This is a genomic window from Streptomyces fodineus (assembly GCF_001735805.1).
Classification (GTDB): domain Bacteria; phylum Actinomycetota; class Actinomycetes; order Streptomycetales; family Streptomycetaceae; genus Streptomyces; species Streptomyces fodineus.
In genome coordinates this window covers 3,606,070-3,629,869 of record NZ_CP017248.1, presented here as the reverse complement: position 1 = coordinate 3,629,869, position 23,800 = coordinate 3,606,070, and the positions used below count along the sequence as shown (strand labels likewise).

Below are 23,800 nucleotides of genomic sequence, written 5' to 3'. Positions count from 1 at the left end.
TGCTGAATGGGAAGTGCGGGGATACGCAACGGCGCACGCCCGGCACGACGGGAGGGGCGTGGCCTCCTGGCGGCGGAGAGGGGTTTGTACGTGCATGCTTTCCCACACAGCACCACAGCGACGCCGATGGCGGTCGTAGTACCACCCTCACTGGCACTCCCGGTGATCGAGTCCGCCTTTCCACGGCAACTGCACCCGTATTGGCCGCGACTCCAGCACAAGACACGGCTGTGGCTGCTGGAAAAACGCCTCATGCCAGCGGACAAGGTGCAGGAATATGCCGATGGACTGTGCTACACCGACCTGATGGCGGGCTACTACCTCGGCGCCCCCGACGAGGTCCTCCAGGCCATCGCCGACTACAGCGCGTGGTTCTTCGTCTGGGACGACCGCCACGACCGCAATGTCGTCCACGGCCGGGCGGGCGCCTGGCGGCGGCTGAGGTACCGCCTGCACGCGGCCCTCGACGCGCCCCGGCACCACCTGCACCACCCGGATCCGCTGGTGGCGGGGTTCGCCGACAGCGTGCTGCGGCTGTACGGCTTCCTGTCGCGCACCTGGAACCTGCGGTTCGCCCGGCACTTCCACGCGGTGATAGAGGCCTACGACCGCGAGTTCCGCAACCGCACCGCGGGATACATTCCCGGCGTCGAGGAATACCTCGCCCTGCGCCGGCACACCTTCGCGCACTGGATATGGACGGACCTGCTGGAGCCGAGCGCCGGATGTGAACTCCCGGCCATCGTAAGGAAAAACCCGGCCTATCGCCGGGCCGCGCTGCTCAGTCAGGAATTCGCCGCCTGGTACAACGACCTTTGCTCGCTGCCGAAGGAAATCGCGGGCGACGAGGTCCACAATCTCGGGATCAGCCTCATCACCCATGAGGGGTTGAGCCTCGAGGAATCGGTGGACGAAGTCAGGCGGCGCGTCGAGGAATGCATCAGTCAATTCATCGAAGCCGAGGAGGACGCCCTGCGGTTCGCCGACAGCCTCGCCGACGGCACCGTCCAGGGAAAGGAATTGAGCGCCGCGGTGCGCGCCTGCGTCGGCAATATGCGGAACTGGTTCAGCTCCGTCTACTGGTTCCACCACGAGTCCGGCCGCTACATGGTCGACACCTGGGACGACCGGTCCACGCCCCCGTACGTCACGAACGAAGCGGCAGGTGAGAAATGACCGTCGAGTCTGTGCAGCCCCAGACCTCCGAGTCCACCGAACTGCGTGATGCGCCCCTGGCCGGCGGCGCCGTCCCGGGCCTCGGGCACGGCCTGAAACTGGTCCGCGACCCGCTCGCCTTCATGTCCCGGCTCCGCGACCACGGCGACGTCGTACGCCTCAAGCTCGGCCCCAAGACGGTGTACGCGGTCACCACACCGGAGCTCACCGGCGCGCTCGCGCTCAGCCCCGACTTCAAGATCGACGGACCGCTGTGGGAGTCCCTCGAAGGCCTGCTCGGCAAGGAGGGCGTGGCCACCGCCAACGGTCCCCGGCACCGGCGCCAGCGCCGCACCATCCAGCCCGCGTTCCGGCTCGACGCGATCCCGGGCTACGGGCCGGTCATGGAGGAGGAGGCGCACGCGCTGACCGAGCGCTGGCGGCCCGGCGAGACCGTCGACTGCACCTCCGAGTCCTTCCGGGTGGCCGTGCGCATCGCGGCCCGCTGCCTGCTGCGCGGCGAGTACATGGACGAGCGTGCCGAGCGGCTCAGCGTCGACCTCGCCACCGTCTTCCGCGGCATGTACCGGCGGATGGTCATCCCGCTCGGGCCGCTGTACCGGCTGCCGTTCCCGGCCAACCGCGAATTCAACCGGGCGCTGGCCGATTTGCATCTGCTGGTCGACGAGATCGTCGCCGAGCGGAGGGCATCTGGTCAAAAGCCGGACGATTTGCTGACGGCATTGCTGGAGGCGAAGGACGACAATGGCGACCCCATCGGGGAACAGGAGATCCACGACCAGGTCGTCGCGATACTCACGCCCGGAAGCGAAACAGTGGCGTCCACGATCATGTGGCTGCTCCAGGTCCTCGCGGAACACCCGGAACACGCGGAGAAGGTACGGACCGAGGTCGAATCCGTGACCGGCGGCCGACCGGTCGGATTCGAACACGTCCGCTCGCTGAGGCACACGAACAATGTCGTCGTCGAGGCCATGCGGCTCAGGCCGGCCGTATGGATATTGACGCGCCGCGCGGTGACCGACACCGCGCTCGGCGGCTATCGCATTCCGGCCGGGGCGGACATCGTCTACAGCCCGTACGCGATCCAGCGCGACGCCCGGTCCTACGACCACCACCTCGACTTCGACCCCGACCGGTGGCTGCCGGAGCGGTCCAAGGACGTGCCGAAGTACGCCATGAGCCCCTTCAGCGTGGGCAACCGCAAGTGCCCCAGCGACCACTTCTCCATGACGCAGCTGAGCCTGATCACCGCGGCGATCTCGGCGCGGTACCGCTTCGAGCAGGTCGGCGGGTCCAACGACACGACCCGGGTGGGCATCACGCTCCGTCCGCACAACCTCCTGCTGAGGCCGATGCCTTGGTAGAACACCTGGTACCGGCGCGCGCTCAGGCGGCCTCAGGGCCCCGGAACGCGCGCCGGTAGGCGTTTCGGCCTCAGAAGTCCTCGTCGAGGTCGACCTTGCCCTCCACCGCGACCTGGTACGCCGACGGGCGGCGCTCGAAGAAGTTCGTCAGCTCCTGGACGCCCTGCAGCTCCATGAAGGAGAACGGGTTCTCCGAGCCGTACACGGGGGCGAAGCCGAGGCGGGCGAGACGCTGGTCGGCGACGCACTCCAGGTACTGCCGCATCGACTCGGTGTTCATGCCCGGGAGGCCGTCGCCGCACAGGTCCCGCGCGAACTGCAGCTCGGCCTCGACGGCCTCCTTCAGCATGTCGGTGACCTGATGTCCGAGCTCGTCGTCGAACAGGTCCGGCTCCTCCTTGCGGACGGTGTCGACCACGTCGAAGGCGAAGGACATGTGCATCGTCTCGTCCCGGAACACCCAGTTGGTGCCGGTGGCCAGACCGTGCAGCAGACCCCGGCTGCGGAACCAGTAGACGTAGGCGAAGGCGCCGTAGAAGAACAGGCCCTCGATGCAGGCGGCGAAGCAGATCAGGTTGAGCAGGAAGCGACGGCGGTCGGCCTTCGTCTCCAGGCGCTCCAGCTTCTCCACCGAGTCCATCCACGTGAAGCAGAACTGCGCCTTCTCGCGGATGGAGGGGATGTTCTCGACGGCCGCGAAGGCCGCCGTCCGGTCGTCCGGGTCGGGCAGGTAGGTGTCCAGGAGCGTCAAGTAGAACTGGACGTGCACGGCCTCCTCGAAGAGCTGACGGCTCAGGTACAGCCGCGCCTCGGGGGAGTTGATGTGCTTGTACAGCGTCAGCACCAGGTTGTTCGCCACGATGGAGTCACCCGTCGCGAAGAAGGCGACCAGACGGCCGATGAGGTGCTGCTCCTCGGGCGTCAGCTTCGCGAGGTCCGCGACGTCCGAGTGGAGGTCCACCTCCTCCACGGTCCAGGTGTTCTTGATGGCGTCCCGGTAGCGCTCGTAGAAGTCCGGGTAGCGCATGGGGCGCAGAGTCAGCTCGAAGCCGGGGTCGAGCAGGTTCTGGTTGCTGGGCATTACTGGCAGGCCTCGCAGGACTCGGGGTTTTCCAGGGAGCAGGCGACCGCGTCGGGATCGGCGACCTGCTGGACGGGGATGGCGGCGGGGGTCTGCGCGCGGGCCGCGCGGGCGATCCGGGTCGCCGGGCGGGAGCGCAGGTAGTACGTCGTCTTCAGCCCGGACTTCCAGGCGTACGCGTACATCGAGGAGAGCTTGCCGATCGTCGGCGTCTCCATGAACAGGTTCAGGGACTGCGCCTGGTCCAGGAACGGGGTGCGGGCGGCGGCCATGTCGATCAGGCCGCGCTGCGGGATCTCCCACGCCGTGCGGTACAGCGCGCGCACGTCCTCGGGGATCCAGGCGAAGCCCTGCACCGAGCCGCCCGAGTCGCGCAGTGCCTCCCGGGTGCGGGCGTCCCACACGCCGAGGCTCTTCAGGTCCTGCACCAGGTAGGAGTTGACCTGGAGGAACTCACCGGACAGCGTCTCGCGCTTGAACAGGTTGGACACCTGCGGCTCGATGCACTCGTACACGCCCGCGATGGAGGCGATGGTGGCGGTCGGCGCGATGGCGAGGAGGAGGGAGTTGCGCAGGCCGGTGGACGCGATGCGCCCGCGGAGGGCCTCCCAGCGCTCCGGCCAGGTCGGCTCGACGTCGTAGTGGTCCGGGTGCAGCACTCCCCGGGCCGTACGGGTCTTCTCCCAGGCCGGCAGCGGGCCGTTGCGCTCGGCGAGGTCGGCGGAGGCCTCGTACGCGGCGAGCATGATCCGCTCGGCGATCCGCGTGGACAGGGCCTTGGCCTCGGGGGAGTCGAAGGGCAGGCGCAGCTTGAAGAAGACGTCCTGCAGACCCATGGCGCCGAGGCCGACGGGCCGCCACTTGGCATTCGACCGGCCCGCCTGCTCGGTCGGGTAGAAGTTGATGTCCACGACCCGGTCGAGGAAGGTGACGGCCGTGCGGACGGTGTCGTCCAGGCGCTGCCAGTCGATGTCGCCGGTCGCCGTATCGACGAAGGCGCCCAGGTTGACCGACCCCAGGTTGCAGACCGCCGTCTCGCCGTCGTCCGTGACCTCCAGGATCTCCGTGCAGAGGTTGGAGGAGTGGACCACGTGACCCGGCAGGGCCGTCTGGTTGGCGGTGCGGTTGGCCGCGTCCTTGAAGGTCATCCAGCCGTTGCCGGTCTGCGCGAGGGTGCGCATCATCCGGCCGTACAGCTCACGGGCCGGCATGGTCTTCTTCGCCAGACCCGCCTGCTCGGCCTTGTGGTAGGCGGCGTCGAACTCCTCGCCCCACAGGTCCACCAGCTCCGGCACGTCCGCCGGGGAGAACAGCGACCACTGCCCGTCGGCGTTGACCCGGCGCATGAACTCGTCCGGGACCCAGTGCGCGAGGTTCAGGTTGTGCGTACGGCGGGCGTCCTCACCGGTGTTGTCCCGCAGCTCCAGGAACTCCTCGATGTCGGAGTGCCAGGTCTCCAGGTAGACGGCCGCGGCGCCCTTGCGCCGGCCGCCCTGGTTCACCGCGGCCACCGAGGCGTCCAGCGTCTTCAGGAACGGCACGATGCCGTTGGAGTGCCCGTTGGTGCCGCGGATCAGCGAACCGCGGCTGCGGATCCGGGAGTACGACAGACCGATGCCGCCGGCGTGCTTGGAGAGCCGGGCCACCTGGTGGTAGCGGTCGTAGATGGAGTCCAGCTCGTCCAGCGGGGAGTCGAGGAGGTAGCAGGACGACATCTGCGGATGCCGCGTGCCGGAGTTGAAGAGCGTGGGGGAGGACGGGAGGTAGTCGAGGCGGCTCATGAGCCCGTAGAGCGCGGCGACTTCGTCCACGGACCGCGCGGTGTCGTCCTCGGCGAGACCGGCGGCGACCCGCAGCATGAAGTGCTGCGGCGTCTCGATCACCTTGCGGGTGATCGGGTGCCGGAGGAGATAGCGGCTGTGGAGCGTCCGCAGCCCGAAGTAACCGAAGCGGTCGTCGGCCCGGCGGTCGATCAGCGCGTCGAGCCGCTCGGCGTGCAGTCGCGCGAACTCGGCGGTCCGGTCGGCGATGAGCCCCTCGCGGTGCCCGACGGCCACGGACTCGGTGAACGACGTCACGCCCTGCGAGGCGGCCTCGTCGCGGATGGAGAGGGTCAGCAGCCGGGCGGCCAGCCGGGAGTAGGCGGGGTCCTCGGAGATGAGCCCGGCGGCGGCCTCCGTGGCCAGCTCGCGCAACTCCGCGATGACATCCGGCACGGCCCCGCGCGCCGACCGGCCGCGCAGCGCGGCGGCGGCCACCCGGCCGGGGTCGGCGTCGGGGAGGTCGGCGGTCAGCTCGGTCAGGGTCCGCAGCAGCGCGGTACCGGGACCGTCGGTGTCCAGGCCGCTGGCTGAAACCGGATCTGCTGGCGCGATGGTCACGTGGGGCTCTCCCTCGCTCGGCACGGGGGCCTTGCGGAGGGCAGGGGGCAGTCACGAGCGCACACGGCGTCGCGTCCACCGGCCCATTCCACGAGGCCCGGACGTCTGAAGGCCACCCGGACCGGACGGCCGGGTGCGCTGCCGGCAGGTCCTCGGACTGACGCGAGCGTGCGTATGCACGCAAGTACACCGTTGCGGGACAGTTCCGGATTCGCACCGGATTCCCCTGCGGCGACAGCGAGGACGAGCATACATCTAGTGCCGGGCTGTCGTGTCACCCCCAGATGTTGTGTCGGATCGGCTTCAGAGGGTCAACTCCCGACTTGCAGGGCCCGGCTGGAGTGTTTCCATGGAAGGAGGTGCCCGCGGGTCCTCCGTGCCGAGAGCCGGTCTCGGAAGGAGAACGCACCATGACGAGGATCGTCCGTCATCCGCCGGGCAAGGAGCGGCCACGCAGCGCGCCGATGGCGACGCTGGAGGCGAGACATGCGTGGCGCCGGATCAGGCGGTTCTTCCTGGGCCACTGGCACCATCTGACCATCAAGCTGGAGGCCCGCCTCGACACCACCCGCCCCAAGAAGTGGCGCAGATGGTTCTCGTACACCAACGTGATCCGGATCGTCTGGCTGACCCTCCTGATCGCACTCCTCGCCTGGGCCGTGGAAGGTCTCTGGATCCTGGTCACCCATCACACGACCCTCTTCGAGCAGTGGCGGAAGAGGTCGAGCACCGGGTTCGACTCGGTCCTGCGCTTCGTCGGTCCGCTCCTCGCCGCTTCGGTGGCCGCCGCCTTCTTCCTGTTCTTCTGGTACAGCTGGAGCAAGCGGCGCTACGTCGCCAAGGCGCGCAGGCATCCCCGCAAGCTGGTGCTCACCGCAGGGCCCGACATGGCCGAGGTCGTGGGCCGCGAGGAGATCGCCCGGGTCATCGCCCAGCGGCTGCGGCAGCGCGAGACCCGCAGGCCCTATCTGCTCGTCGGCGGTGTCGGCACGGGCAAGACGGCCGTCCTGGTGCGGCTCACCGAGCTGCTGGCCCGGCAGCATGCCGTTCCCGTGCCGATCCGGCTGCGGGACGCCACCGGTGCCGATCTGAACTTCGAGCGCATGGCCAGGCAACGGTTCGCCGAGGAAGCGCCCCACGGCATTCTGGCGCGCACCAAGAACGACCGGGTCTGGCAGCAACTGCTCGCCGACGACAAGGTGGTGGTCATCGCCGACGGCCTGGAAGAAGCGATCCTCGACGAGCGCCTCCAGGAGGACCGGGACAACATCATCCGCAGGGCCATCGAGCGCGCCCACGCGGAGAAGCTGCCCCTCGTCATCGCCTCCCGGCCGCACAGTCCGCTGGAGAGCACCCCCGCCGCGATCGTGGAGCTGGAGCCGCTGAGCGAGGAGGCGGCGCTGCACTTCGTCGAGGCGCGGGTACCGGAGACGGACGAGCGCCGCGTGGACTGGATCGTGGAGACCGCGGAGGTCACCGAATCGCCCATCTACCTGCAGATCGCCCGCGAACTGCACCACCACGGCGACCTCGAACGCATTCGTCCGCGCAACGACAAGGACCGTCTGGACACCCGTAGTTGGGACCGCAGCACGCTGCGGCTGTGGCTCCTGGAGACCTGGGACCTCGCCATGAGGGATGGTCGACTGCGCGAGGACGTCGAGCTGAGCCCCCAGGAGCGGAAGGACACCGTCGAGGTGGTCTCCGCGCTCGCGTGCATCGGACTGCTCCAGGACAAGCTGGAGGTCGGCTTCGCCGAACTGCTGGACAGTGACGTCCACCCCGGTCCGGCGCGGCGGGCGCGGGCCCGGGCGGACCACCTGTGGTCCAGGGCACGCCGCTTCGACCGGTACGGCAAGCGCGGGAACACCTTCTCGGAGTGGCACCGGGAGCGGATCTGGGACACGCTCTGCGGCCACCTGAGCCAGGAGCAGAAAGAGCGTCTGAGCAGGGGCGACATGGGCCAGTGCCAGACCACGCTCGCCCACTTCGCGGCCAATGCGAGCAAGCTGCAGCTGGTGGAGAGCTTCGAGAAGAGGGTCCGCTTCCCGCACAGCATCATCCAGGCCTATCTCGGCTTCCGCATGTTGCAGCACCTCGACGAGCGCTCCGCCGGCGAGCTCGTCCAGCAGGCGCTGCAGCCGCCGGGCCCCAGCCGTGAGCTGCTCATCGCCCTGGTGCTGCTCTCCCGCTACCGGACGGCGAAGCTGTCGGTCAAGGGAGGTTGCGTCGGGGCCGAGCTGCAGAAGTACTGGCAGGAGAGGGTGCGGCAGGCTCCCGTGTACGGCCGCCCCATGGCCGACCGGCTCTTCACGGCCGCGAACAGCCGCACGGACGACCCCAAGGCCCTCGATCTGTACGCGGCGGCCCTGGAGGTCGACAGCGTGGAACCCCGGCCGCGACTGCTCAGCGACATCGTCGCGAAGGTGCACGAACGCTGGTGCGCCATCAAGGGCGACCGGCGCACCCTCGAGGACGCGAAGCTCGGACTGCTGAAGCAGCTCGGTACGGCACTGCGCGCGGTCTCGGAGAAGACCGACACCATGCCGCTCTACGCCCAACTCTTCCAGATCGGCAAAGCGGAGCCCTCGTACGTCGTGCGGCTGGCCGCCGCCCAGGAGTTCGGCAGTGGCGGAACCGACGCGTTCGCCGTGATCCGGGAGAAGTTCGGCCTGAACAACGACCCCGTCAGGGAGTACAACAAGCGGGTCGGCCTGCTGAAGGCCCGCAAGAGGAGCGCATACCACCACTGGACCGAGAGGATGCGGAAGGCGATGGCCGACCGCGCGCCCTCGCGGGGCGAGTCGTCCGCGGAGATCGATCGGCTGCAGGAGAAGCGGAAGGAGATCAAGCAGCACTACCGCGAGGCCCGCATCGAGCTGTCCAGGGAGTTCGTGATGCGGGCCTGGATGATCCCCATGCTCCTGGGCTCCGTCGACGACGCCCACCGAGACGAGGCCCGGGACCGCCTCACCAAGTGGCTGCGCCATCTCGATCCGAAGTACACCCATGGCCCTCCCGACCTGCCGCTCGCCCTGGAGGCCGCGCTGGCCCAGGGCTTCAAGTTCGCGGCCAACCGGCGTAAGCGCCACCCTTTCTCGTACCCGGGCAGCCGAGCCGATCTGATCCGGCAGGCGGAGACCGTGCTGCAGCAGTCACGGTGCTGGTACACCCAGTTGACGCTGCTTCAGGCGCTGTGTCTGTGGGAGCTCCCGGACAGCGCGCTGTGGCGGGAGGGCGACGGCGACCGGTCGCGTGAGGAGTCCCGGTCGATCGGCGGGACCAGCGCGGTGCAGACGGTGCAGCGCCGGCTGTCGATGGCGGGCACGGTGAACGGCGCTCCCGGCCGGCCGGGCGTGGACGGTGACTCGTCCCAGCAGGTCCTGCATCCATTCGTCGCCGAGGCGGGCGACCTGGTGGCCATGGCGCTGGAGACCGGGCAGCCCGAGCGCTTCCTCTGGATCGACGAGAAGACCGTCACCGACAACATAGGCTCGCGCACCGGCGTCAACCGGGGCTACCGCAAGCACAACCTGTGGATCCCGCCCTCCGTCGGGTGGAGCACCCTCGACGGGCGCGCCCAGCGCCTCGTCGCGGACGTGCTGATCATGCTGAATCTGATCGAGCGGGACGGGTACCCCGACGAGGTCGAGGAGCGGATGGCCCGCGTCGAGCGCCCCGGCATGTCGCTCCCGCCGTGCATCTGCACGAGCCGTGAACCGCTGCGGCCCCACCTGCGGTCCGGCACCTCCGCCCCGCCCGATCCGGGCACCGGGTGCCTGCCCGACTGCAAGTTCCAGCTGTGCCCCTACCCGCCTCGGGGCGCGGTGCCCCGAGGGGAGGTCCGTGAGCCCTTCTGCCGCCAGCAGCAGGTCCTGCTGCCCGGGAGCCTGCGCCGCTGCCTTCCCAGGCTGGTGCACCGAAAGACACCGCCCTGGGTCAGCATGCGCGTCCGCGAACTGGACCGCTTCTGGGACGCCATGGCCGGACGCACACGAGACGAGGGCGCCCGGCCGAGGCGCGTGGGCTAGGAGGCGTCGTTCGGGTTCGTTTGGATCAGGGCGGACCCTGGCCGAGCCGGCGAACCCCTCAGTGTGCGCTGTCCGCCGTCGCCGGCGGCAGTTCCACCTGAACCCCGGGGTCGCCCGCGTCCGCCGTGTAGTCCTCCGGCCTGGTCTCGTCGACGCCCTCGGGGGCCTTCACGGCCCTGAGGACGAGGGTGAGGACCACGGTGACCACGGCGTTGAGGACGAAGGCCGTGAGGCCGATGTAGCCGATCTCGCCGATGCCGGGGATCTCCTTGGCCGAGCCGCCGAAGTGCTTCTGGGTCGGGGAGGCGACCCCGTACGCGGCGACCGTGCCGTACGCCATGCCGACCGCCCAGCCGGCGAGCAGGGCCCAGCGGTGGAACCAGCGGGTGAACAGGCCGCCGACCAGGGCCGGGAAGGTCTGCAGGATCCAGATGCCGCCCAGCAGCTGGAAGTTGATGGCGACGGTCTTGTCCATGGTGAGGACGAAGACCAGCGCGCCGACCTTCACCAGCAGCGAGACGATCTTGGAGACCTGGGCCTCCTGCTTCGGCGTGGCGTCCGGCTTGATGAAGTCCCGGTAGATGTTGCGGGTGAAGAGGTTCGCCGCCGCGATCGACATGATCGCCGCCGGGACCAGCGCGCCGATGCCGATCGCCGCGAAGGCCACGCCCGCGAACCAGTCCGGGAACATGTCCTCGAACAGCTGCGGGATCGCCAGCTGGCCGTTGGTGACCTTGACCCCGGCCGCGATCGCCATGAAGCCCAGCAGCGCGAGCAGGCCGAGCATCAGGGAGTACAGCGGCAGGATCGTGGTGTTGCGGCGGATCACCTCACGGCTCTTGGAGGAGAGGGTCGCGGTGATCGAGTGCGGGTACATGAACAGGGCCAGGGCCGAGCCGAGGGCCAGGGTGGCGTACGTCCACTGGCCCGCCGCCGGGGGCGTGAGTGCGCCGCGTGGCTTGCCCGTCGCCGGGTTGACCTGGCTGAACGCATGGCCCGCCTTGGCGAAGATGTCGTCGAAGCCGCCCAGTTTGATCGGGATGTAGATGATCGCCACCGCGATGACGATGTAGATCAGCGCGTCCTTGACGAAGGCGATCAGGGCGGGGGCGCGCAGGCCGGAGGAGTAGGTGTACGCCGCCAGCACGCCGAAGGCGATCAGCAGCGGCAGGTCCCGCACGAACCAGTTGGCGCTGCTGTCCCCGCCGACGCCCATGACGTCCAGCACCGCCTGGATGCCGACGAGCTGGAGCGCGATGTACGGCATCGTCGCCAGGATGCCGGTCAGCGCCACCGCCAGCGACAGGCCCTTGGAGCCGAAGCGGCCGCGGACGAAGTCGGAGGTGGTGACATAGCCGTGGCGGTGGCTGACCGACCACAGGCGCGGCAGGAAGGTGAAGATCAGCGGGTAGACCAGGATCGTGTACGGCACCGCGAAGAAGCCGGACGCGCCCGCCGCGTAGATCGCCGCCGGTACGGCGACGAAGGTGTACGCCGTGTACAGGTCGCCGCCGAGCAGGAACCAGGTGATCCAGGTGCCGAACGACCGTCCGCCCAGGCCCCATTCGTCCAGGGAGTGCTCGTTGTCGGCCCTGCGCCAGCGGGCGGCGAGGAAGCCCAGGACCGTGACGGCCAGGAAGAAGAAGATGAAGACGCCGAGCGCGACGCCGTTGACGCCGTTCTTCACTTCGCCTCACCACCGTTCTCAGCAGCGGGGGAAGCATGGGCGGCGCGGTCGCGCTGATCGCGCTGCCACAGCTGGTACGCGGTCATGGTGAGCGCTGTGGAGATCAGCACCCAGAGCATCTGGTACCAGTAGAAGAACGGGATCCCGATGAAGGCGGGGCCCGTCTTGGCGTAGGAGCCGACCCAGAGCATCGCCACGAACGGCGCGACGAGACACAGGCCGATGATCACGCGCACCGGCGTGACCACCGGTGGTCTCACTTCAGGCGTACTGGACATGCCACGGCTCTCCGTCCCCTCGCTGATCACCTGTGTAATGCGCAGGCAATCTAGGTGACGGTGTCGTGGCAGTGGAAGACCTCGTCCGTATGTCGGTATATCGATTCAGCGAACGTCCACAGGTCCTACGCGCCTTTTCCGGCAGGCCACTTGAGCCTTTACTCCGCGGGCCGCTTCAGTCGCGCCACGAACTTGTAGCGGTCGCCCCGGTACACCGACCGCACCCACTCCACCGGCTTGCCCTCGCGGTCCAGGGAGTGGCGGGAGAGCATCAGCATCGGCAGACCCACGTCCGTGCCGAGCAGGCCCGCCTCGCGCGGGGTGGCCAGGGAGGTCTCGATGGTCTCCTCGGCCTCGGCGAGATGGACGTCGTAGACCTCGGCGAGGGCCGTGTAGAGAGACGTGTACTTCACCAGGGAGCGGCGCAGGGCGGGGAAGCGCTTGGCGCTCAGATGCGTGGTCTCGATGGCCATCGGCTCGCCGTTGGCCATGCGCAGCCGCTCGATGCGCAGTACGCGTCCGCCGGGGGTGATGTCGAGCAGCCCGGCGAGCCGGTCGTCGGCGGTGATGTAGCCGACGTCCAGCAGCTGGGAGGTGGGCTCCAGGCCCTGGGCGCGCATGTCCTCGGTGTAGGAGGTCAGCTGTAGCGCCTGGGAGACCTTGGGCTTGGCGACGAAGGTGCCCTTGCCCTGGATGCGTTCCAGCCGGCCCTCCACGACCAGCTCCTGCAGGGCCTGGCGGACGGTGGTGCGGGAGGTGTCGAACTCGGCCGCCAGCGTGCGCTCGGGCGGGACCGGCGTGCCCGGCGCCTGCGTCTCCGTCATGTCGAGCAGGTGCTTCTTCAGGCGGTAGTACTTGGGCACGCGCGCCGTACGGACGGTCGTCCCGGCCTCGTTCTCCGCACTGCTGACGTCGGTGCTCATGCTCTGCCTTCCCGGCTCCGGCTGCCGAAAGCGACCGACCTGACATCGGCCACCGGCTCACATCGTGGCACGGCTTCGCGCCTCAGGGCTCCACCCGCACGCTCCGTGATCTCCTCTATATACCGTCGCACCCGTTGTTGGTCTAGTCCATAGGGACGGGTGGGGCGGATGTGGACCTGCGGGTGAGGCCCTTACGGCCCTTGGCGACGGCCCTCTGTCCCCGCTAGATCCCCTGCCACGCCGGCTTGTTGGCGTAGGTGTGGCGGAAGTAGTCGGACAGCTTCAGCTTGGATGCGGCTGCCTCGTCGACGATCACCGTGGCGTGCGGGTGCAGTTGCAGGGCGGAGGCGGGGCAGACGGCCGCGACCGGGCCCTCGACCGTCGCGGCGACCGCGTCCGCCTTGCCCTCGCCGGTCGCCAGCAGCACCAGGTGCCGCGCCTCCAGGATGGTGCCGATGCCCTGGGTGATGACGTGGTGCGGCACCTGCTCGATGTCGCCGTCGAAGAAGCGGGCGTTGTCGATGCGGGTCTGCTCGGTCAGCGTCTTGATCCGGGTGCGCGAGGCGAGGGACGAACAGGGCTCGTTGAAGCCGATGTGCCCGTCCGTGCCGATGCCCAGCAGCTGCAGGTCCACCCCGCCGGCCTCGGCGAGCGCACGGTCGTACGCCTCGCAGGCCGCCTGGATGTCCTCGGCGGTGCCGTCGGGGCCGAGGAAGGCGTCCATGCCGATGCCGAGCGGCTCCAGCACCTCCCGGCGCAGCACCGAGCGGTAGGACTCGGGGTGGTCTGCGGGCAGCCCCACGTACTCGTCGAGCTGGGCTATGCGCGCTTCTGAGATGTCCACGGCGCCGGAGCGCACCTTCGCGGTGAGCGCCTGGTAGATGGGCAGCGGGGTGGAGCCGGTGGCCACGCCGAGCAGGGCGTCGGGCTTGCGTCGCAGCAACTGGGCCATGGCCTCGGCGATCAGCTCGCCGCCCGCCGCGGCCTGCGGAACGATGACAACTTCCACGCTGGGCCTGCCGTTCTGAAGTGGGCTCTGTGCGTCTCTATGTGGTTTAGACCAATCTAACAGAATCGGCGTCCGACGGCCCAGGGGCGGAGGAAAGAGGGGACGCCCTTGTCACGCCACGGACAATTTTCTAGGGTCCGCTATAAAATGCCCTCCATGGTGCGAGGCCAGGACACGAAAGCGCAGGTCGGCACGGCCCGGACGCGTGGCAGGCCGCGGTCCTTCGACCGGGCCACCGCGCTTCACAAGGCGCTCATGGCCTTCTGGGAGCACGGGTACGAGGCCACCTCGGTCTCCGACCTCACCCGGATCATGGGCATCGGCGCGCCGAGTCTGTACGCGGCCTTCAGTGACAAGCGGACGCTGTTCGAGGAGGTCGTCCGGGTCTACGTCGACACGCACGGCGCCTTCGGCGACCGCGCCCTCGCGCAGGAGCCCACCGCCCGGGGCGGCGTCGAGCGCATGCTGCGCGAGGCCGCCGCCGAGTACACCGACCCCGCGCATCCGTACGGCTGCCTGGTCGTGCACGCCGCCACCAACTGCACCAGCCCCGAGGTGGAGCAGCTGCTGCGCGAGCGGCGCAACGCGAACATCGCCGCGGTGGAGTCCCGGATCGAGGCGGACGTCGCGGCCGGGCTGCTCCCCGCCGGCACCGATGCCGCCGCCCTCGCCCGGCACACCGCCGCGATGATCCAGGGCATGTCCCAGCAGGCGCGCGACGGGGCGAGCCGTGCGGAACTGGAAGCACTCGCGGAAATTGCCATGGCCATCTGGCCCCGCAGCTGACCGAGGCGGGCTAGGCTGCGTGGCATCGGGTGCCATCGTCTTCGTCATACAGTCTTCGTGCATGCCGACAAGACCATGGACACACACTTGTGGTCTAGTCCACAATCAAAAGTGAACAAGCCTCCGTCTTCCCCGCACAGGAAGGCGGATCGAGGGACCGGAGCTCTCTGCCCTGACTGCCCCGGCTCCTCGACCTTCGGCCGACCGGGACCGCACACCCCACGGCCGATGATGCTCCGGGCTGCGGTGCCGGGAGGGTTGAGGGTCCCTTCCAGGCGCCGCGGCCCGCGGGTGTTTTTCGGCCACCTTCAAACGTGCGGGTACGCTCGCAGACGTGCCCTCCATGAACGAACTGGTCCGCCAGCACACCGCCCTCGACGACTCCGATCTCGAGTGGCTCCACCTGCTGGTCTCGGAGTGGCAGCTGCTCTCCGACCTCTCCTTCGCCGACCTGGTCCTGTGGGTTCCCACCCGGGACGGCACCCGGTACGTCTCGGTGGCCCAGATGCGCCCCAACACCGGCCCCACCTCCTACCAGGACGACATGGTCGGCCATCTCGTCCCGCGCGGCCGCCGGCCCATGCTGGACGCGGCGCTGGACGAGGGCCGGATCGTGCGCGAGGGCGACCCGGAGTGGCGTGAAGAGGTCCCCGTACGGGTCGAGTCCATCCCCGTACGGCGTGAGGGCCGCGTCCTCGGCGTGATCGCCCGCAACACCAACCTGCTGACCGTCCGCACCCCGAGCCGGCTGGAGCTGACCTATCTGCAGAGCGCCTCGGACCTGGCGCAGATGATCGCTGCAGGATCGTTCCCCTTCCCCGATCAGCAGGTCGACATGGACGCCTCGCCGCGTGTCGGCGACGGCCTGATCCGGCTGGACGCCGACGGCGTCGTCCAGTACGCCTCCCCGAACGCCCTGTCCGCCTACCACCGCCTCGGCCTCGCCGCCGACCTGGTCGGCCACCACCTCGGGCAGACCACCGCCGAACTCGCGCCGACCCGGGGCGCGGTGGACGAGGCACTGGCCAAGGTGGCCAGCGGCTGGGCCCCGCGCGAATTCGAGATCGAGGCCAACGACGGCGTCATCCAGTTCCGGACGATCCCGCTCAAGCCCAAGGGCACCCGGATCGGTTCGCTGGTGCTGTGCCGGGACGTCACCGAACTGCGGCGCCGCGAACGCGAGTTGATCACCAAGGACGCGACCATCCGGGAGATCCACCACCGGGTGAAGAACAACCTCCAGACGGTCGCCGCGCTGCTGCGGCTGCAGGCCCGGCGTATCGACTCCGAGCGCGGCCGGGAGGCGCTGGAGGAGGCCGTCCGCCGGGTCGGCTCGATCGCGATCGTGCATGAGACGCTGTCTCAGAACCTGGATGAGCGGGTGGAGTTCGACGACATCGCCGACCGGGTGCTGGCCATGGTCGCCGAGATCTCCCCCGGCAAGGTGACCGGCCGGCGCAGCGGGCGGTTCGGGATCCTCGACGCCGAGGTGGCCACCCCGCTGTCGATGGTCCTCACCGAGGTCCTGCAGAACGCGCTGGAGCACGGCTTCCGCGAGGGCGACACCGGCACGGTCGAGGTCTCCGCGGTCCGTGGCGGTACGACGAAGGAGGCCCGCCTCCTCGTCACCGTCCAGGACGACGGGGTCGGCCTGCCCGAGAACTTCGACCCGCACCGCTCGGGCAACCTCGGCCTGCAGATCGTACGCACCCTGGTGGAGGGTGAGCTCGGCGGTTCCTTCGACATGGTCCCGGCACCGGGGCGGGGGACCCGGGTGATCCTCGACATTCCGGTGCGGGCGCAGAAGTAACCCAACTGCGGTACGACGACGGGCGTTTGCGGACAGCAAAAAGCCCCGGACCGTCGTTGGTCCGAGGCTCGTGCTCGTTGCTGCTCTGCTGAATCGCTAGAGGCATCGGGGGATACTGCGCGCTGCGGCTCGGGGGCGGGAGATGCGTGCGTGCTGCACGCGCCGCCAAGCTCAGGCTGTCAGCAGGGGTGGATATGTCAGGCGGAGGCCTGACGGGCCCGGTTGCGGGCGGCGCGGCGCTTCATGGCGCGACGCTCGTCCTCGCTGAGACCACCCCAGACGCCGGAGTCCTGACCGGACTCGAGCGCCCACTGCAGACACTGCTCGATCACCGGGCAGCGACGGCAGACGGCCTTGGCTTCCTCGATCTGCAGCAGCGCAGGACCGGTGTTGCCGATGGGGAAGAAGAGCTCGGGGTCTTCCTCGCGGCAAACGGCGTTGTGACGCCAGTCCATGGCTGCTACCTCTCCTAGGTTCTCTGAACGTATTACGTACAGGTTGCTTGTGAATGTGAACGCTTTCACGAATCCCTCAACAAGTGAAGGGCCGACCGCCGAGTCTTCCCCGGCGTGGTCCTTGGTTTGAAGTGGGGTTCCGGTGATCAGTGGAGGCCGGTGTTGCGGGCCGTCCCGATCGCCACGTAGAGACTCGCAAACCTCAGCGGCGGATACAACCCCTTCCGGAAAGTTTTTTTTGATTCCTCGGTGTCGACTAGGTCACAGCCGTACTTCCATGGGGTGGATCCTGGCCTAAACGTTCGAGTGAAAGGACTTTTGCCTGTTCCGCTCACACAATCACACGCAGTGCACGGCGTACGCCTGTGAACGTCACGCTCGTACGCAGTCCCAGGTGGTCACCGTCCATCTGCAGGGGGAGAGGTGCCTTCGAATGCAAGGTGAACTGGTCCAGATCGTGCAGCGAGACGACATGTCGACCATGAGGTCCGCGCTCGGGGGACGAATTGAGCAACTGGGTGCCATACCGGGCAACCGCGGCCGTCGACAGGCGGCTGAGACCGAGCACGTCGACGCCGGTATCGAACGAGGCCTTAGGCGACGTGTACATGGGGCGATTGCCGAGATAGGTCCAAGGGGACGTGTTCGAGACTATGGCGACCACAAGATCACCGATCGGGTCCTCGCCGGGCCGCTCCAGCGTGATCGAGCCGCGCCGACGGTTCTGCTCGCCGAGGAACTGCCGGATCACCTGACGGACGTAGAGCGCGTGCGTCGACTTCTTACCGCGCTCGCGCTGCTGCTCGACCCGGCCGACGACACCCGCGTCGAAGCCGAGTCCCGCGTTGAAGGTGAACCAGCGGTCCGGGACCGCCTCGTCCTCGGTGCCGGGCACGCCCGAGGCCAGCCCGAGGCCGACGACCCGCTCCCGGCTCTCACGCAGCGCGTCCAGCAGGGCGCCGGTGGCCTCCACCGGGTCGTTGGGCAGGCCGAGGGCGCGGGCGAAGACGTTGGTGGAGCCGCCGGGTACGACGGCGAGCCCGGGCAGACGGTCCAGGTCGGGGCCGGCGTGCAGGAGGCCGTTGACGACCTCGTTGACGGTGCCGTCGCCGCCGAGCGCCACGATCATGTCGATGTCGTCGCTGTCCGCCGCCTGGCGGCCGAGGTCGCGCGCGTGGCCACGGTACTCGGTGGTGACCGCCTCCAGCTTCATCTCGCTCGCGAGCGCGTGGATCAGGACGTCGCGCCTGCGTGCGCTGGTGGTGGTTGCCGCCGGGTTGACCACGAGAAGTGCACGCATGGATGGCAGCGTACCTACTGGGGGGTACCGGACGAAGGGCGAGGTAGGGATCGGGTAAGAGGCGGGGACGTGACACTGGACACGGTGCCGCGCCGCTGGGGTGCCGGACCATCCCCGGGTGAGGGTCCGCGTGGTTGCCCGCGCCCGCGCGGCGCAGCCGCGCGTCGATACCGCCCCGCGCCCCTTCGGGGGCGCCTGCACCACCCCCGCTACCCTGCTGGGGTGAGCAGTGAGCAGAACTCCGCCCAGGACATCGCCGAAGCCGCCGCCGGGCCGCGTCCCCGTCGGCTGACCTACGCCGCCCTGCTGGCCGCGCTGGAAGGTGCCGCGCTGGTGGCCGGTGGGCTGTGGGTGTCCGTGCTCGGGTTCACCGGGGGTCCGGACGACCGGCGGCAGGCACTGACCCTGGGAATCACGCTGGTCGTACTCGCGCTGCTGCCGCTGCTCGCCGCGCGCGGACTGCTGCTGCGGCGCAGCTGGAGCCGTGGCCCGGCGGTGATCACCCAGCTCCTGGCGCTGCCGATCGCCTACAACCTGCTCCAGGCCGACAGCATGGCCATCCCGGCCGGTATCGCCATCGCGGTCGTCGCGGTGGCCGCGCTCGTCCTGCTCGTCAACGGCGAGACGACCCGGGCCCTCGGTATCAAGGGACCGGGCCGCGCCGAATAGCTCACTCCTCGACGAGCAGCTTCTCCCGCAGCTGGGCCAGTGTGCGGGCCAGCAGCCGGGAGACGTGCATCTGGGAGATGCCGACCTCCTGCGCGATCTGCGACTGCGTCATGTTCCCGAAGAAACGCAGCAGCAGGATGCGCTTCTCGCGCGGAGGGAGATCCTCCAGCAGGGGCTTGAGCGATTCCCGGTACTCCACGCCCTCCAGCGCCTCGTCCTCCGCGCCGAGGGTGTCGGCGACCGCCGGGGACTCGTCGTCGGTGTCGGGGACGTCCAGGGACAGCGTGGAGTACGCGTTGGCGGACTCCAGGCCCTCCAGGACCTCCTCCTCGGAGATCGCGAGCTTCTCGGCCAGCTCGTGGACCGTGGGGGAGCGGCCGTGCAGCTGGGACAGCTCGGCGGTCGCCGTGGTCAGCGCGAGCCGCAGCTCCTGCAGCCGGCGCGGCACCCGCACCGCCCAGCCCTTGTCGCGGAAGTGCCGCTTGATCTCGCCGACGACGGTCGGGGTGGCGTACGTGGAGAACTCCACGCCGCGCTCCGGGTCGAACCGGTCGACGGACTTGATCAGGCCGATCGTGGCGACCTGGGTGAGGTCGTCCAGCGGCTCGCCGCGGTTGCGGAACCGGCGCGCCAGGTGCTCCACGAGCGGCAGGTGCATACGGACGAGCTGGTTGCGCAGCTCCGCGTACTCCGGGCTGCCCGCGTTGAGCGCGCGCAGCTCCAGGAACATCGCCCGCGCCCCGCTGCGGTCCTGGGGGCCGTGCTGTGTGGCCTGCACGGTCTCCTTGCCCGGAGCGTCGTCCTCCGCGTACCGCTCGTGCTCGCTCATCGTCCCGCCCGTAGCCCTTCCCCGAGCCCTGGCTCCCGCGCCGCCGGCGGACCCGGCGCCACCGGGGTCCTCCGGCGGTACGACCTGCACGGCACCGTCGGCCCCGGCGCGCGCGGAGTCGTCCTCCGGGTGCGGCCTGGCCTGCTCGGGGATGCCGTCGATGCCGTCCGCCGTGAGCCGGGATGCGTCCCTGGGGGCCTCCCCGGAGATGTCGCCCGCGCTCGGCCAGGGGGCACCCCCGTCCCCGGCCGGCAGCTCTCGCGTGCCGCGCTCTTCGTCCCGCACCGGACCGTCCCCGTTCCTCACGCCGGGCCGGGGCCCGCGCCGCGCTGTTTGTAGAGGCTGATCGACACGGTCTTGTCCTCGTCGACCGCGGACGAGACCTTGCCCGCGAGGGCCGAGAGCACGGTCCAGGCGAAGGTGTCGCGCGAGGGGGCGTGACCGTCTGTGGTCGGCGCCGAGACCGTGACCTCCAGCGAGTCGTCGACGAGCCGGAAGACACAGCTGAGCACGGAGCCGGGCACAGCCTGTTGGAGCAGGATCGCGCAGGCCTCGTCCACGGCGATGCGCAGGTCCTCGATCTCGTCCAGGGTGAAGTCCAAGCGGGCCGCGAGACCGGCCGTGGCCGTCCGCAGCACCGACAGGTAGGCACCCGCGGCCGGCAGCCGGACTTCCACGAAGTCCTGATTCGCCGCGGGCTCGCCTGCGATCTGGGACACCCTCACCTCCATGGTGGTACAAGCTTTACGGGGCCGAGGGTCGCCCCCCGGGGGTAACGCGTACGTGGTTCCGCGGTGACGCTATCGCGCTCCGAACGGTCCTGTCCCGGGACCCCAACCCCCCTGGCGTCACTCACAGTAAAGCTGTGCATACGCTCCGTGTCTAGAGGGTTTGCGGGCCCAAATGGGAAGAGCGTGCGCCGGGTTGACGTACCCAGACGTCACACGCTCGAACCGTCGTGCGGCCGCCGCCGCATGCAGTGTCACACGAGAACCCGGTCGGGCGGGAATGTGACCATGCGGAAAGCCGCTCGGAAGAGGGTCAGACGAGCACGTGGTCAACGAAGCACCACCGCCAGTCCTCGCCCGGCTCGAAGGTCCGCATGACGGGGTGGCCGGACATCTCGTGGTGCTGCGTGGCGTGTCTGCCCGGCGAGGAGTCGCAGCAGCCGACGTGGCCGCAGGTGAGACACAGCCGCAGCTGCACCGGGTGCGTGCCGTCGTGCAGGCACTCCGGACACGTCGGGTTCAGCGGTTCCGGTTCCGGGTGCGGCAGCGCGTCGGCGTGCGTGCACTGTTTCATGATTGCCAGATTACGACGGCTGTGCGGGTGGCCGCGCGGAAAAACGAGGGTGGGCGAGGGTCATGGACGTGATGCCGCTGCTGTTGCTGGTCGCGGGCAGTGCGGGGATCGCGGGGGTCGCCCGGCGCACTCCGGTGCCGGCGCCGCTGCTGCTGGTCGCCGTAGGCCTCGTGATCTCGTACGTCCCCGGGATCCCGCACTACACCCTGGACCCACAGATCGTGCTGCCGCTGGTGCTGCCGCCGCTTCTGTACAAGGAGGGCACGGAGAGCTCGTACCTCGATCTGCGTGCCCAGATGCGGCCCGTGGGACTGCTGTCGATCGGGTACGTGCTCTTCGCGACCTTCGCCGTCGGCTGGGTCGCCTATCTCGTCGTCCCCGGGCTGCCGCTGACCGCCGCGCTGGTGCTGGGCGCCGTGGTGGCGCCGACGGACGCGGTCGCGGCCGCGGCGATCGCACGCCGGGTCGGCCTGCCGTCCCGGATCACCACCATCCTCCAGGGCGAGTCCCTGTTCAACGACGCCACCGCGATCACCGCCTACAAGGTCGCCCTCGCCGCGGCCGTCGGTGCGGGCGCCACCTGGGCGGGCGGCATCGGCGAGTTCCTGCGGGCCGCCGTCGGCGGGGTCGTCGTCGGACTGGTGCTCATGGTGCCGATCCACTGGCTGCGCACCCACCTGAAGGAGGCCCTGCTCCAGAACACCCTCTCGCTGCTGATCCCGTTCGTCGCCTACGGCGTCGCCGAGCAGTTCCACGGCTCCGGCGTCCTCGCGGTCGTCGTGGTCGCGGTCTATCTCGGGCACCGCGCGTGGGAGGTCGACTTCGCCACCCGGCTCCAGGAGGACGCGGTCTGGCGGATGGTCGCCTTCCTGCTCGAATCGGCGGTGTTCGCGCTGATCGGCCTGCAACTGCCGACCGTCCTGAAGGGGCTGGGCGCGTACCAGGGGGCCGACGCGGCCTGGTACGCGATCGCGGTCTTCCTGGTGGTCGTCGTGGCCCGCTTCGTCTGGGTCTACCCGTCGGCCTTCCTGCCCCGCCTGCTCTTCGCCCGCATCCGCGAGCGCGAGGAGAACCCCACCTGGCGGGCGGGCGTCGTGACGTCCTGGGCCGCCATGCGGGGTGTGGTGTCCCTGGCCATCGCGTTCTCGATCCCGCTCACGGTCCACGGCGGCGCCCCCTTCCCGCAGCGGAACCTGATCCTCTTCCTGACCTTCACCACCGTCATCGGCACCCTCGTGGTGCAGGGCCTGACGCTCGCGCCGCTGATCCGCCTGATGCGGTTCCCCGGCCGCGACCCGCAGGCCGAGACGCTCGCCGAGGCCAACGCCCAGGCACAGGCCTCCCGGGCCGCCGAGCGCCACCTCGACGACCTCCTGTCCGACGAGCGCAACGAACTGCCCCCGCCGCTCGCCGACCGCCTGCGCACGGTCCTGGAGCGCCGCCGCAACGCCGTCTGGGAGCGCCTCGGCCAGACCAACCCGGTCACCGGCGAGTCCGTGGACGACACCTACCGCCGGCTGTCCCGCGAGATGATCAGCGCCGAGCGCGAGGTCTTCGTCAGGCTCCGCGACCACCGCTACATCGACGACGAGATGCTGCGCTCGCTGCTCAGACGCCTGGACCTGGAGGAGGCGGCGGCCTACCGGGAGGAGGGCTAGCCCTCCGGGAACGGCCGCCCGGTGACGACGGCCGCGATCGCCGTGCCGCGCGTGAAGGCGCCCTCTGCCGCGAGGGTGACAAGTCCGTAGAGCAACTTGGCGACATAGACACGCTCGACGGGCAGTCCGTGGCGGTCCTCGAAGTCCTTGGCGAACGCGTGCAGTTCGGGTGTCGTACGGGCGTAACCGCCGAAGTGGAAGCGCTCGTCGAGGGACCAGGAGCCGGTACGGGCACCGAAGGCACGTTCCTGCAGTGCTTGTACGTCGCCTTCCAGGAAGCCGCCCTTGAGCACCGGCACGCCGAGCGCCCGCTGCCCGGCCGTCAGCCCCGCGGCCAGTCCCGCGAGCGTGCCACCGGTGCCGCAGGCGATCGCGACGACGTCGGCGTGCCCGCGCAGTTCCTCGCCGAGGGCGCGGCAGCCGCGTACGGCCGCGCTGTTGCTGCCGCCCTCCGGCACGACGTACGCCTCCTCGGCGCCCGCCGTGCGCAGGATCGCGGCCAGGGTCTCCGGTTCGGTCTTGCGCCGGTACGTCGACCTGTCGACGAAGTGCAGCCGCATGCCGTCCGCCGCGCACCGGGCCAGGGAGGGGTTGAGCGGCCGACCGGCCAGCTCCTGGCCGCGGACCACGCCGGTGGTCGGCAGCCCGAGGAGGCGGCCCGCGGCGGCGGTGGCGCGCAGGTGGTTGGAGTAGGCCCCGCCGAAGGTGACCAGCGGCCGGCCGTTCGCCGCCTCGGTGTTCGGCACCAGCTTGCGCCACTTGTTGCCGATGAGGTCGGGGTGGATCAGGTCGTCGCGCTTGAGCAGCAGCCGCAGTCCGTACCTGTCGAACCGCTCGTCCCCGACCTCTTGGAGCGGTGAGGGAAGTCGGGGGGTGAGGGTGGTCGGGCTGGTCACCGCTTCATTGTCGCAGTGATGAGATCCCTCATTGTGCCCAGTAATCCGATGATCCATTCCCGCTCTTTCGGGTAATGGCGTGACCACGCACCGTGATGGAAGGCTCGGTGCCGAGACCGGTGTCCCCTGCGATTCGGCACCGGGCATACCTGGGAGGCAATT

The 23,800-nt window shown here is 69.5% G+C and carries 19 protein-coding genes and 1 riboswitch; of the genes, 7 read left to right on the top strand and 12 right to left on the bottom strand.

Annotated features, from left to right (window positions below; translation table 11 throughout):
- Window positions 1-90: 90 nt before the first annotated feature.
- Together cyc1 and BFF78_RS14830 are read left to right on the top strand one after the other, a co-directional pair.
- Window positions 91-1,176 carry an epi-isozizaene synthase gene (cyc1, locus tag BFF78_RS14835; protein ID WP_099055058.1) on the top strand — a complete coding sequence of 362 codons (1,086 nt, stop codon included), beginning with the start codon at window positions 91-93 and terminating at the stop codon, window positions 1,174-1,176.
- Window positions 1,173-2,543, top strand: coding sequence for a bifunctional albaflavenone monooxygenase/terpene synthase (locus BFF78_RS14830; RefSeq protein WP_069778784.1), 1,371 nt, complete (start codon window positions 1,173-1,175; stop codon window positions 2,541-2,543). Before cyc1 ends, BFF78_RS14830 begins: the two co-directional genes overlap by 4 nt.
- A gap of 70 nt (window positions 2,544-2,613) precedes the next feature.
- On the opposite strand, the gene BFF78_RS14825 is transcribed toward BFF78_RS14830, so the two are convergent.
- Both BFF78_RS14825 and BFF78_RS14820 read right to left on the bottom strand, forming a co-directional pair.
- Window positions 2,614-3,624: a ribonucleotide-diphosphate reductase subunit beta gene (locus BFF78_RS14825; RefSeq protein WP_069778783.1), complete on the bottom strand. Its 1,011-nt coding sequence runs from the start codon at window positions 3,622-3,624 to the stop codon at window positions 2,614-2,616.
- Window positions 3,624-6,005 (bottom strand): ribonucleoside-diphosphate reductase subunit alpha, encoded by a 2,382-nt coding sequence (locus BFF78_RS14820; protein ID WP_069778782.1) that lies wholly within the window; start codon window positions 6,003-6,005, stop codon window positions 3,624-3,626. Before BFF78_RS14820 ends, BFF78_RS14825 begins: the two co-directional genes overlap by 1 nt.
- Before the next feature lie 126 nt (window positions 6,006-6,131).
- Window positions 6,132-6,256, bottom strand: a riboswitch (cobalamin riboswitch).
- A 159-nt stretch (window positions 6,257-6,415) separates the two neighbouring features.
- Between BFF78_RS14820 and BFF78_RS14815 the strand changes: the two genes are divergently transcribed.
- Window positions 6,416-10,036 carry an NACHT domain-containing protein gene (locus tag BFF78_RS14815; protein ID WP_069778781.1) on the top strand — a complete coding sequence of 1,207 codons (3,621 nt, stop codon included), beginning with the start codon at window positions 6,416-6,418 and terminating at the stop codon, window positions 10,034-10,036.
- A 58-nt stretch (window positions 10,037-10,094) separates the two neighbouring features.
- Here BFF78_RS14815 and mctP read toward each other — a convergent pair whose 3' ends face one another.
- The 4 genes from mctP to nagB form a co-directional block, all read right to left on the bottom strand.
- Complete coding sequence (mctP, locus tag BFF78_RS14810) at window positions 10,095-11,723, bottom strand: monocarboxylate uptake permease MctP (RefSeq protein ID WP_069778780.1); 1,629 nt, start codon at window positions 11,721-11,723, stop codon at window positions 10,095-10,097.
- Complete coding sequence (locus tag BFF78_RS14805; protein WP_079161316.1) at window positions 11,720-12,001, bottom strand: DUF3311 domain-containing protein; 282 nt, start codon at window positions 11,999-12,001, stop codon at window positions 11,720-11,722. The genes mctP and BFF78_RS14805 overlap by 4 nt, the downstream gene beginning before the upstream one ends.
- 158 nt (window positions 12,002-12,159) lie before the next feature.
- Entirely contained in the window at window positions 12,160-12,924 is a 765-nt protein-coding gene (locus BFF78_RS14800; protein WP_069778778.1) for a GntR family transcriptional regulator, read from the bottom strand.
- Window positions 12,925-13,147: 223 nt separating this feature from the next.
- The gene (gene nagB, locus BFF78_RS14795) at window positions 13,148-13,933 is read right to left on the bottom strand and encodes a glucosamine-6-phosphate deaminase (protein WP_069778777.1); all 786 of its coding nucleotides are present in this window, start codon (window positions 13,931-13,933) and stop codon (window positions 13,148-13,150) included.
- A 156-nt stretch (window positions 13,934-14,089) separates the two neighbouring features.
- On the opposite strand from nagB, the gene BFF78_RS14790 reads away from it, so the two are divergent.
- Together BFF78_RS14790 and BFF78_RS14785 are read left to right on the top strand one after the other, a co-directional pair.
- Window positions 14,090-14,719, top strand: coding sequence for a TetR/AcrR family transcriptional regulator (locus tag BFF78_RS14790; protein ID WP_069778776.1), 630 nt, complete (start codon window positions 14,090-14,092; stop codon window positions 14,717-14,719).
- A gap of 343 nt (window positions 14,720-15,062) precedes the next feature.
- A complete protein-coding gene (locus tag BFF78_RS14785) occupies window positions 15,063-16,529 on the top strand; it encodes a sensor histidine kinase (RefSeq protein WP_069778775.1) in 1,467 nt (488 codons plus the stop codon).
- Window positions 16,530-16,726: 197 nt separating this feature from the next.
- Here BFF78_RS14785 and BFF78_RS14780 read toward each other — a convergent pair whose 3' ends face one another.
- A complete protein-coding gene (locus BFF78_RS14780) occupies window positions 16,727-16,984 on the bottom strand; it encodes a WhiB family transcriptional regulator (protein WP_003992873.1) in 258 nt (85 codons plus the stop codon).
- Window positions 16,985-17,315: 331 nt separating this feature from the next.
- Window positions 17,316-18,284 carry a diacylglycerol/lipid kinase family protein gene (locus BFF78_RS14775; protein WP_069778774.1) on the bottom strand — a complete coding sequence of 323 codons (969 nt, stop codon included), beginning with the start codon at window positions 18,282-18,284 and terminating at the stop codon, window positions 17,316-17,318.
- 222 nt (window positions 18,285-18,506) lie between these two features.
- Between BFF78_RS14775 and BFF78_RS14770 the strand changes: the two genes are divergently transcribed.
- Complete coding sequence (locus tag BFF78_RS14770; RefSeq protein ID WP_069778773.1) at window positions 18,507-18,953, top strand: hypothetical protein; 447 nt, start codon at window positions 18,507-18,509, stop codon at window positions 18,951-18,953.
- A 1-nt stretch (window position 18,954) separates the two neighbouring features.
- Here the strand turns inward: BFF78_RS14770 and BFF78_RS14765 are convergent, their stop codons facing one another.
- From BFF78_RS14765 to BFF78_RS14755, 3 genes are all read right to left on the bottom strand, one after another.
- Window positions 18,955-20,067 carry an RNA polymerase sigma factor SigF gene (locus tag BFF78_RS14765; protein ID WP_227025834.1) on the bottom strand — a complete coding sequence of 371 codons (1,113 nt, stop codon included), beginning with the start codon at window positions 20,065-20,067 and terminating at the stop codon, window positions 18,955-18,957.
- Window positions 20,068-20,084: 17 nt separating this feature from the next.
- Window positions 20,085-20,501 carry an ATP-binding protein gene (locus tag BFF78_RS14760; RefSeq protein ID WP_009190566.1) on the bottom strand — a complete coding sequence of 139 codons (417 nt, stop codon included), beginning with the start codon at window positions 20,499-20,501 and terminating at the stop codon, window positions 20,085-20,087.
- A gap of 322 nt (window positions 20,502-20,823) precedes the next feature.
- Window positions 20,824-21,084: a UBP-type zinc finger domain-containing protein gene (locus tag BFF78_RS14755; protein ID WP_069778772.1), complete on the bottom strand. Its 261-nt coding sequence runs from the start codon at window positions 21,082-21,084 to the stop codon at window positions 20,824-20,826.
- Window positions 21,085-21,146: 62 nt separating this feature from the next.
- Here BFF78_RS14755 and BFF78_RS14750 point away from each other — a divergent pair, with 62 nt between their 5' ends.
- Window positions 21,147-22,742 (top strand): Na+/H+ antiporter, encoded by a 1,596-nt coding sequence (locus tag BFF78_RS14750; RefSeq protein ID WP_069778771.1) that lies wholly within the window; start codon window positions 21,147-21,149, stop codon window positions 22,740-22,742.
- Here the strand turns inward: BFF78_RS14750 and BFF78_RS14745 are convergent.
- Complete coding sequence (locus tag BFF78_RS14745) at window positions 22,739-23,638, bottom strand: 1-aminocyclopropane-1-carboxylate deaminase/D-cysteine desulfhydrase (protein WP_069778770.1); 900 nt, start codon at window positions 23,636-23,638, stop codon at window positions 22,739-22,741. The genes BFF78_RS14750 and BFF78_RS14745 overlap by 4 nt on opposite strands.
- Window positions 23,639-23,800 lie beyond the last annotated feature (162 nt).

What these genes read in the sequence shown, in the direction of transcription:
- BFF78_RS14830 (WP_069778784.1), top strand. Translation starts at nt 1,173, where the DNA reads ATGACCGTCGAGTCTGTGCAGCCCCAGACCTCCGAGTCCACCGAACTG.
- BFF78_RS14825 (WP_069778783.1), bottom strand. Translation starts at nt 3,624, where the DNA reads ATGCCCAGCAACCAGAACCTGCTCGACCCCGGCTTCGAGCTGACTCTG.
- BFF78_RS14815 (WP_069778781.1), top strand. Translation starts at nt 6,416, where the DNA reads ATGACGAGGATCGTCCGTCATCCGCCGGGCAAGGAGCGGCCACGCAGC.
- BFF78_RS14805 (WP_079161316.1), bottom strand. Translation starts at nt 12,001, where the DNA reads ATGTCCAGTACGCCTGAAGTGAGACCACCGGTGGTCACGCCGGTGCGC.
- BFF78_RS14800 (WP_069778778.1), bottom strand. Translation starts at nt 12,924, where the DNA reads ATGAGCACCGACGTCAGCAGTGCGGAGAACGAGGCCGGGACGACCGTC.
- BFF78_RS14790 (WP_069778776.1), top strand. Translation starts at nt 14,090, where the DNA reads ATGGTGCGAGGCCAGGACACGAAAGCGCAGGTCGGCACGGCCCGGACG.
- BFF78_RS14785 (WP_069778775.1), top strand. Translation starts at nt 15,063, where the DNA reads ATGAACGAACTGGTCCGCCAGCACACCGCCCTCGACGACTCCGATCTC.
- BFF78_RS14780 (WP_003992873.1), bottom strand. Translation starts at nt 16,984, where the DNA reads ATGGACTGGCGTCACAACGCCGTTTGCCGCGAGGAAGACCCCGAGCTC.
- BFF78_RS14775 (WP_069778774.1), bottom strand. Translation starts at nt 18,284, where the DNA reads ATGCGTGCACTTCTCGTGGTCAACCCGGCGGCAACCACCACCAGCGCA.
- BFF78_RS14755 (WP_069778772.1), bottom strand. Translation starts at nt 21,084, where the DNA reads ATGAAACAGTGCACGCACGCCGACGCGCTGCCGCACCCGGAACCGGAA.
- BFF78_RS14750 (WP_069778771.1), top strand. Translation starts at nt 21,147, where the DNA reads ATGGACGTGATGCCGCTGCTGTTGCTGGTCGCGGGCAGTGCGGGGATC.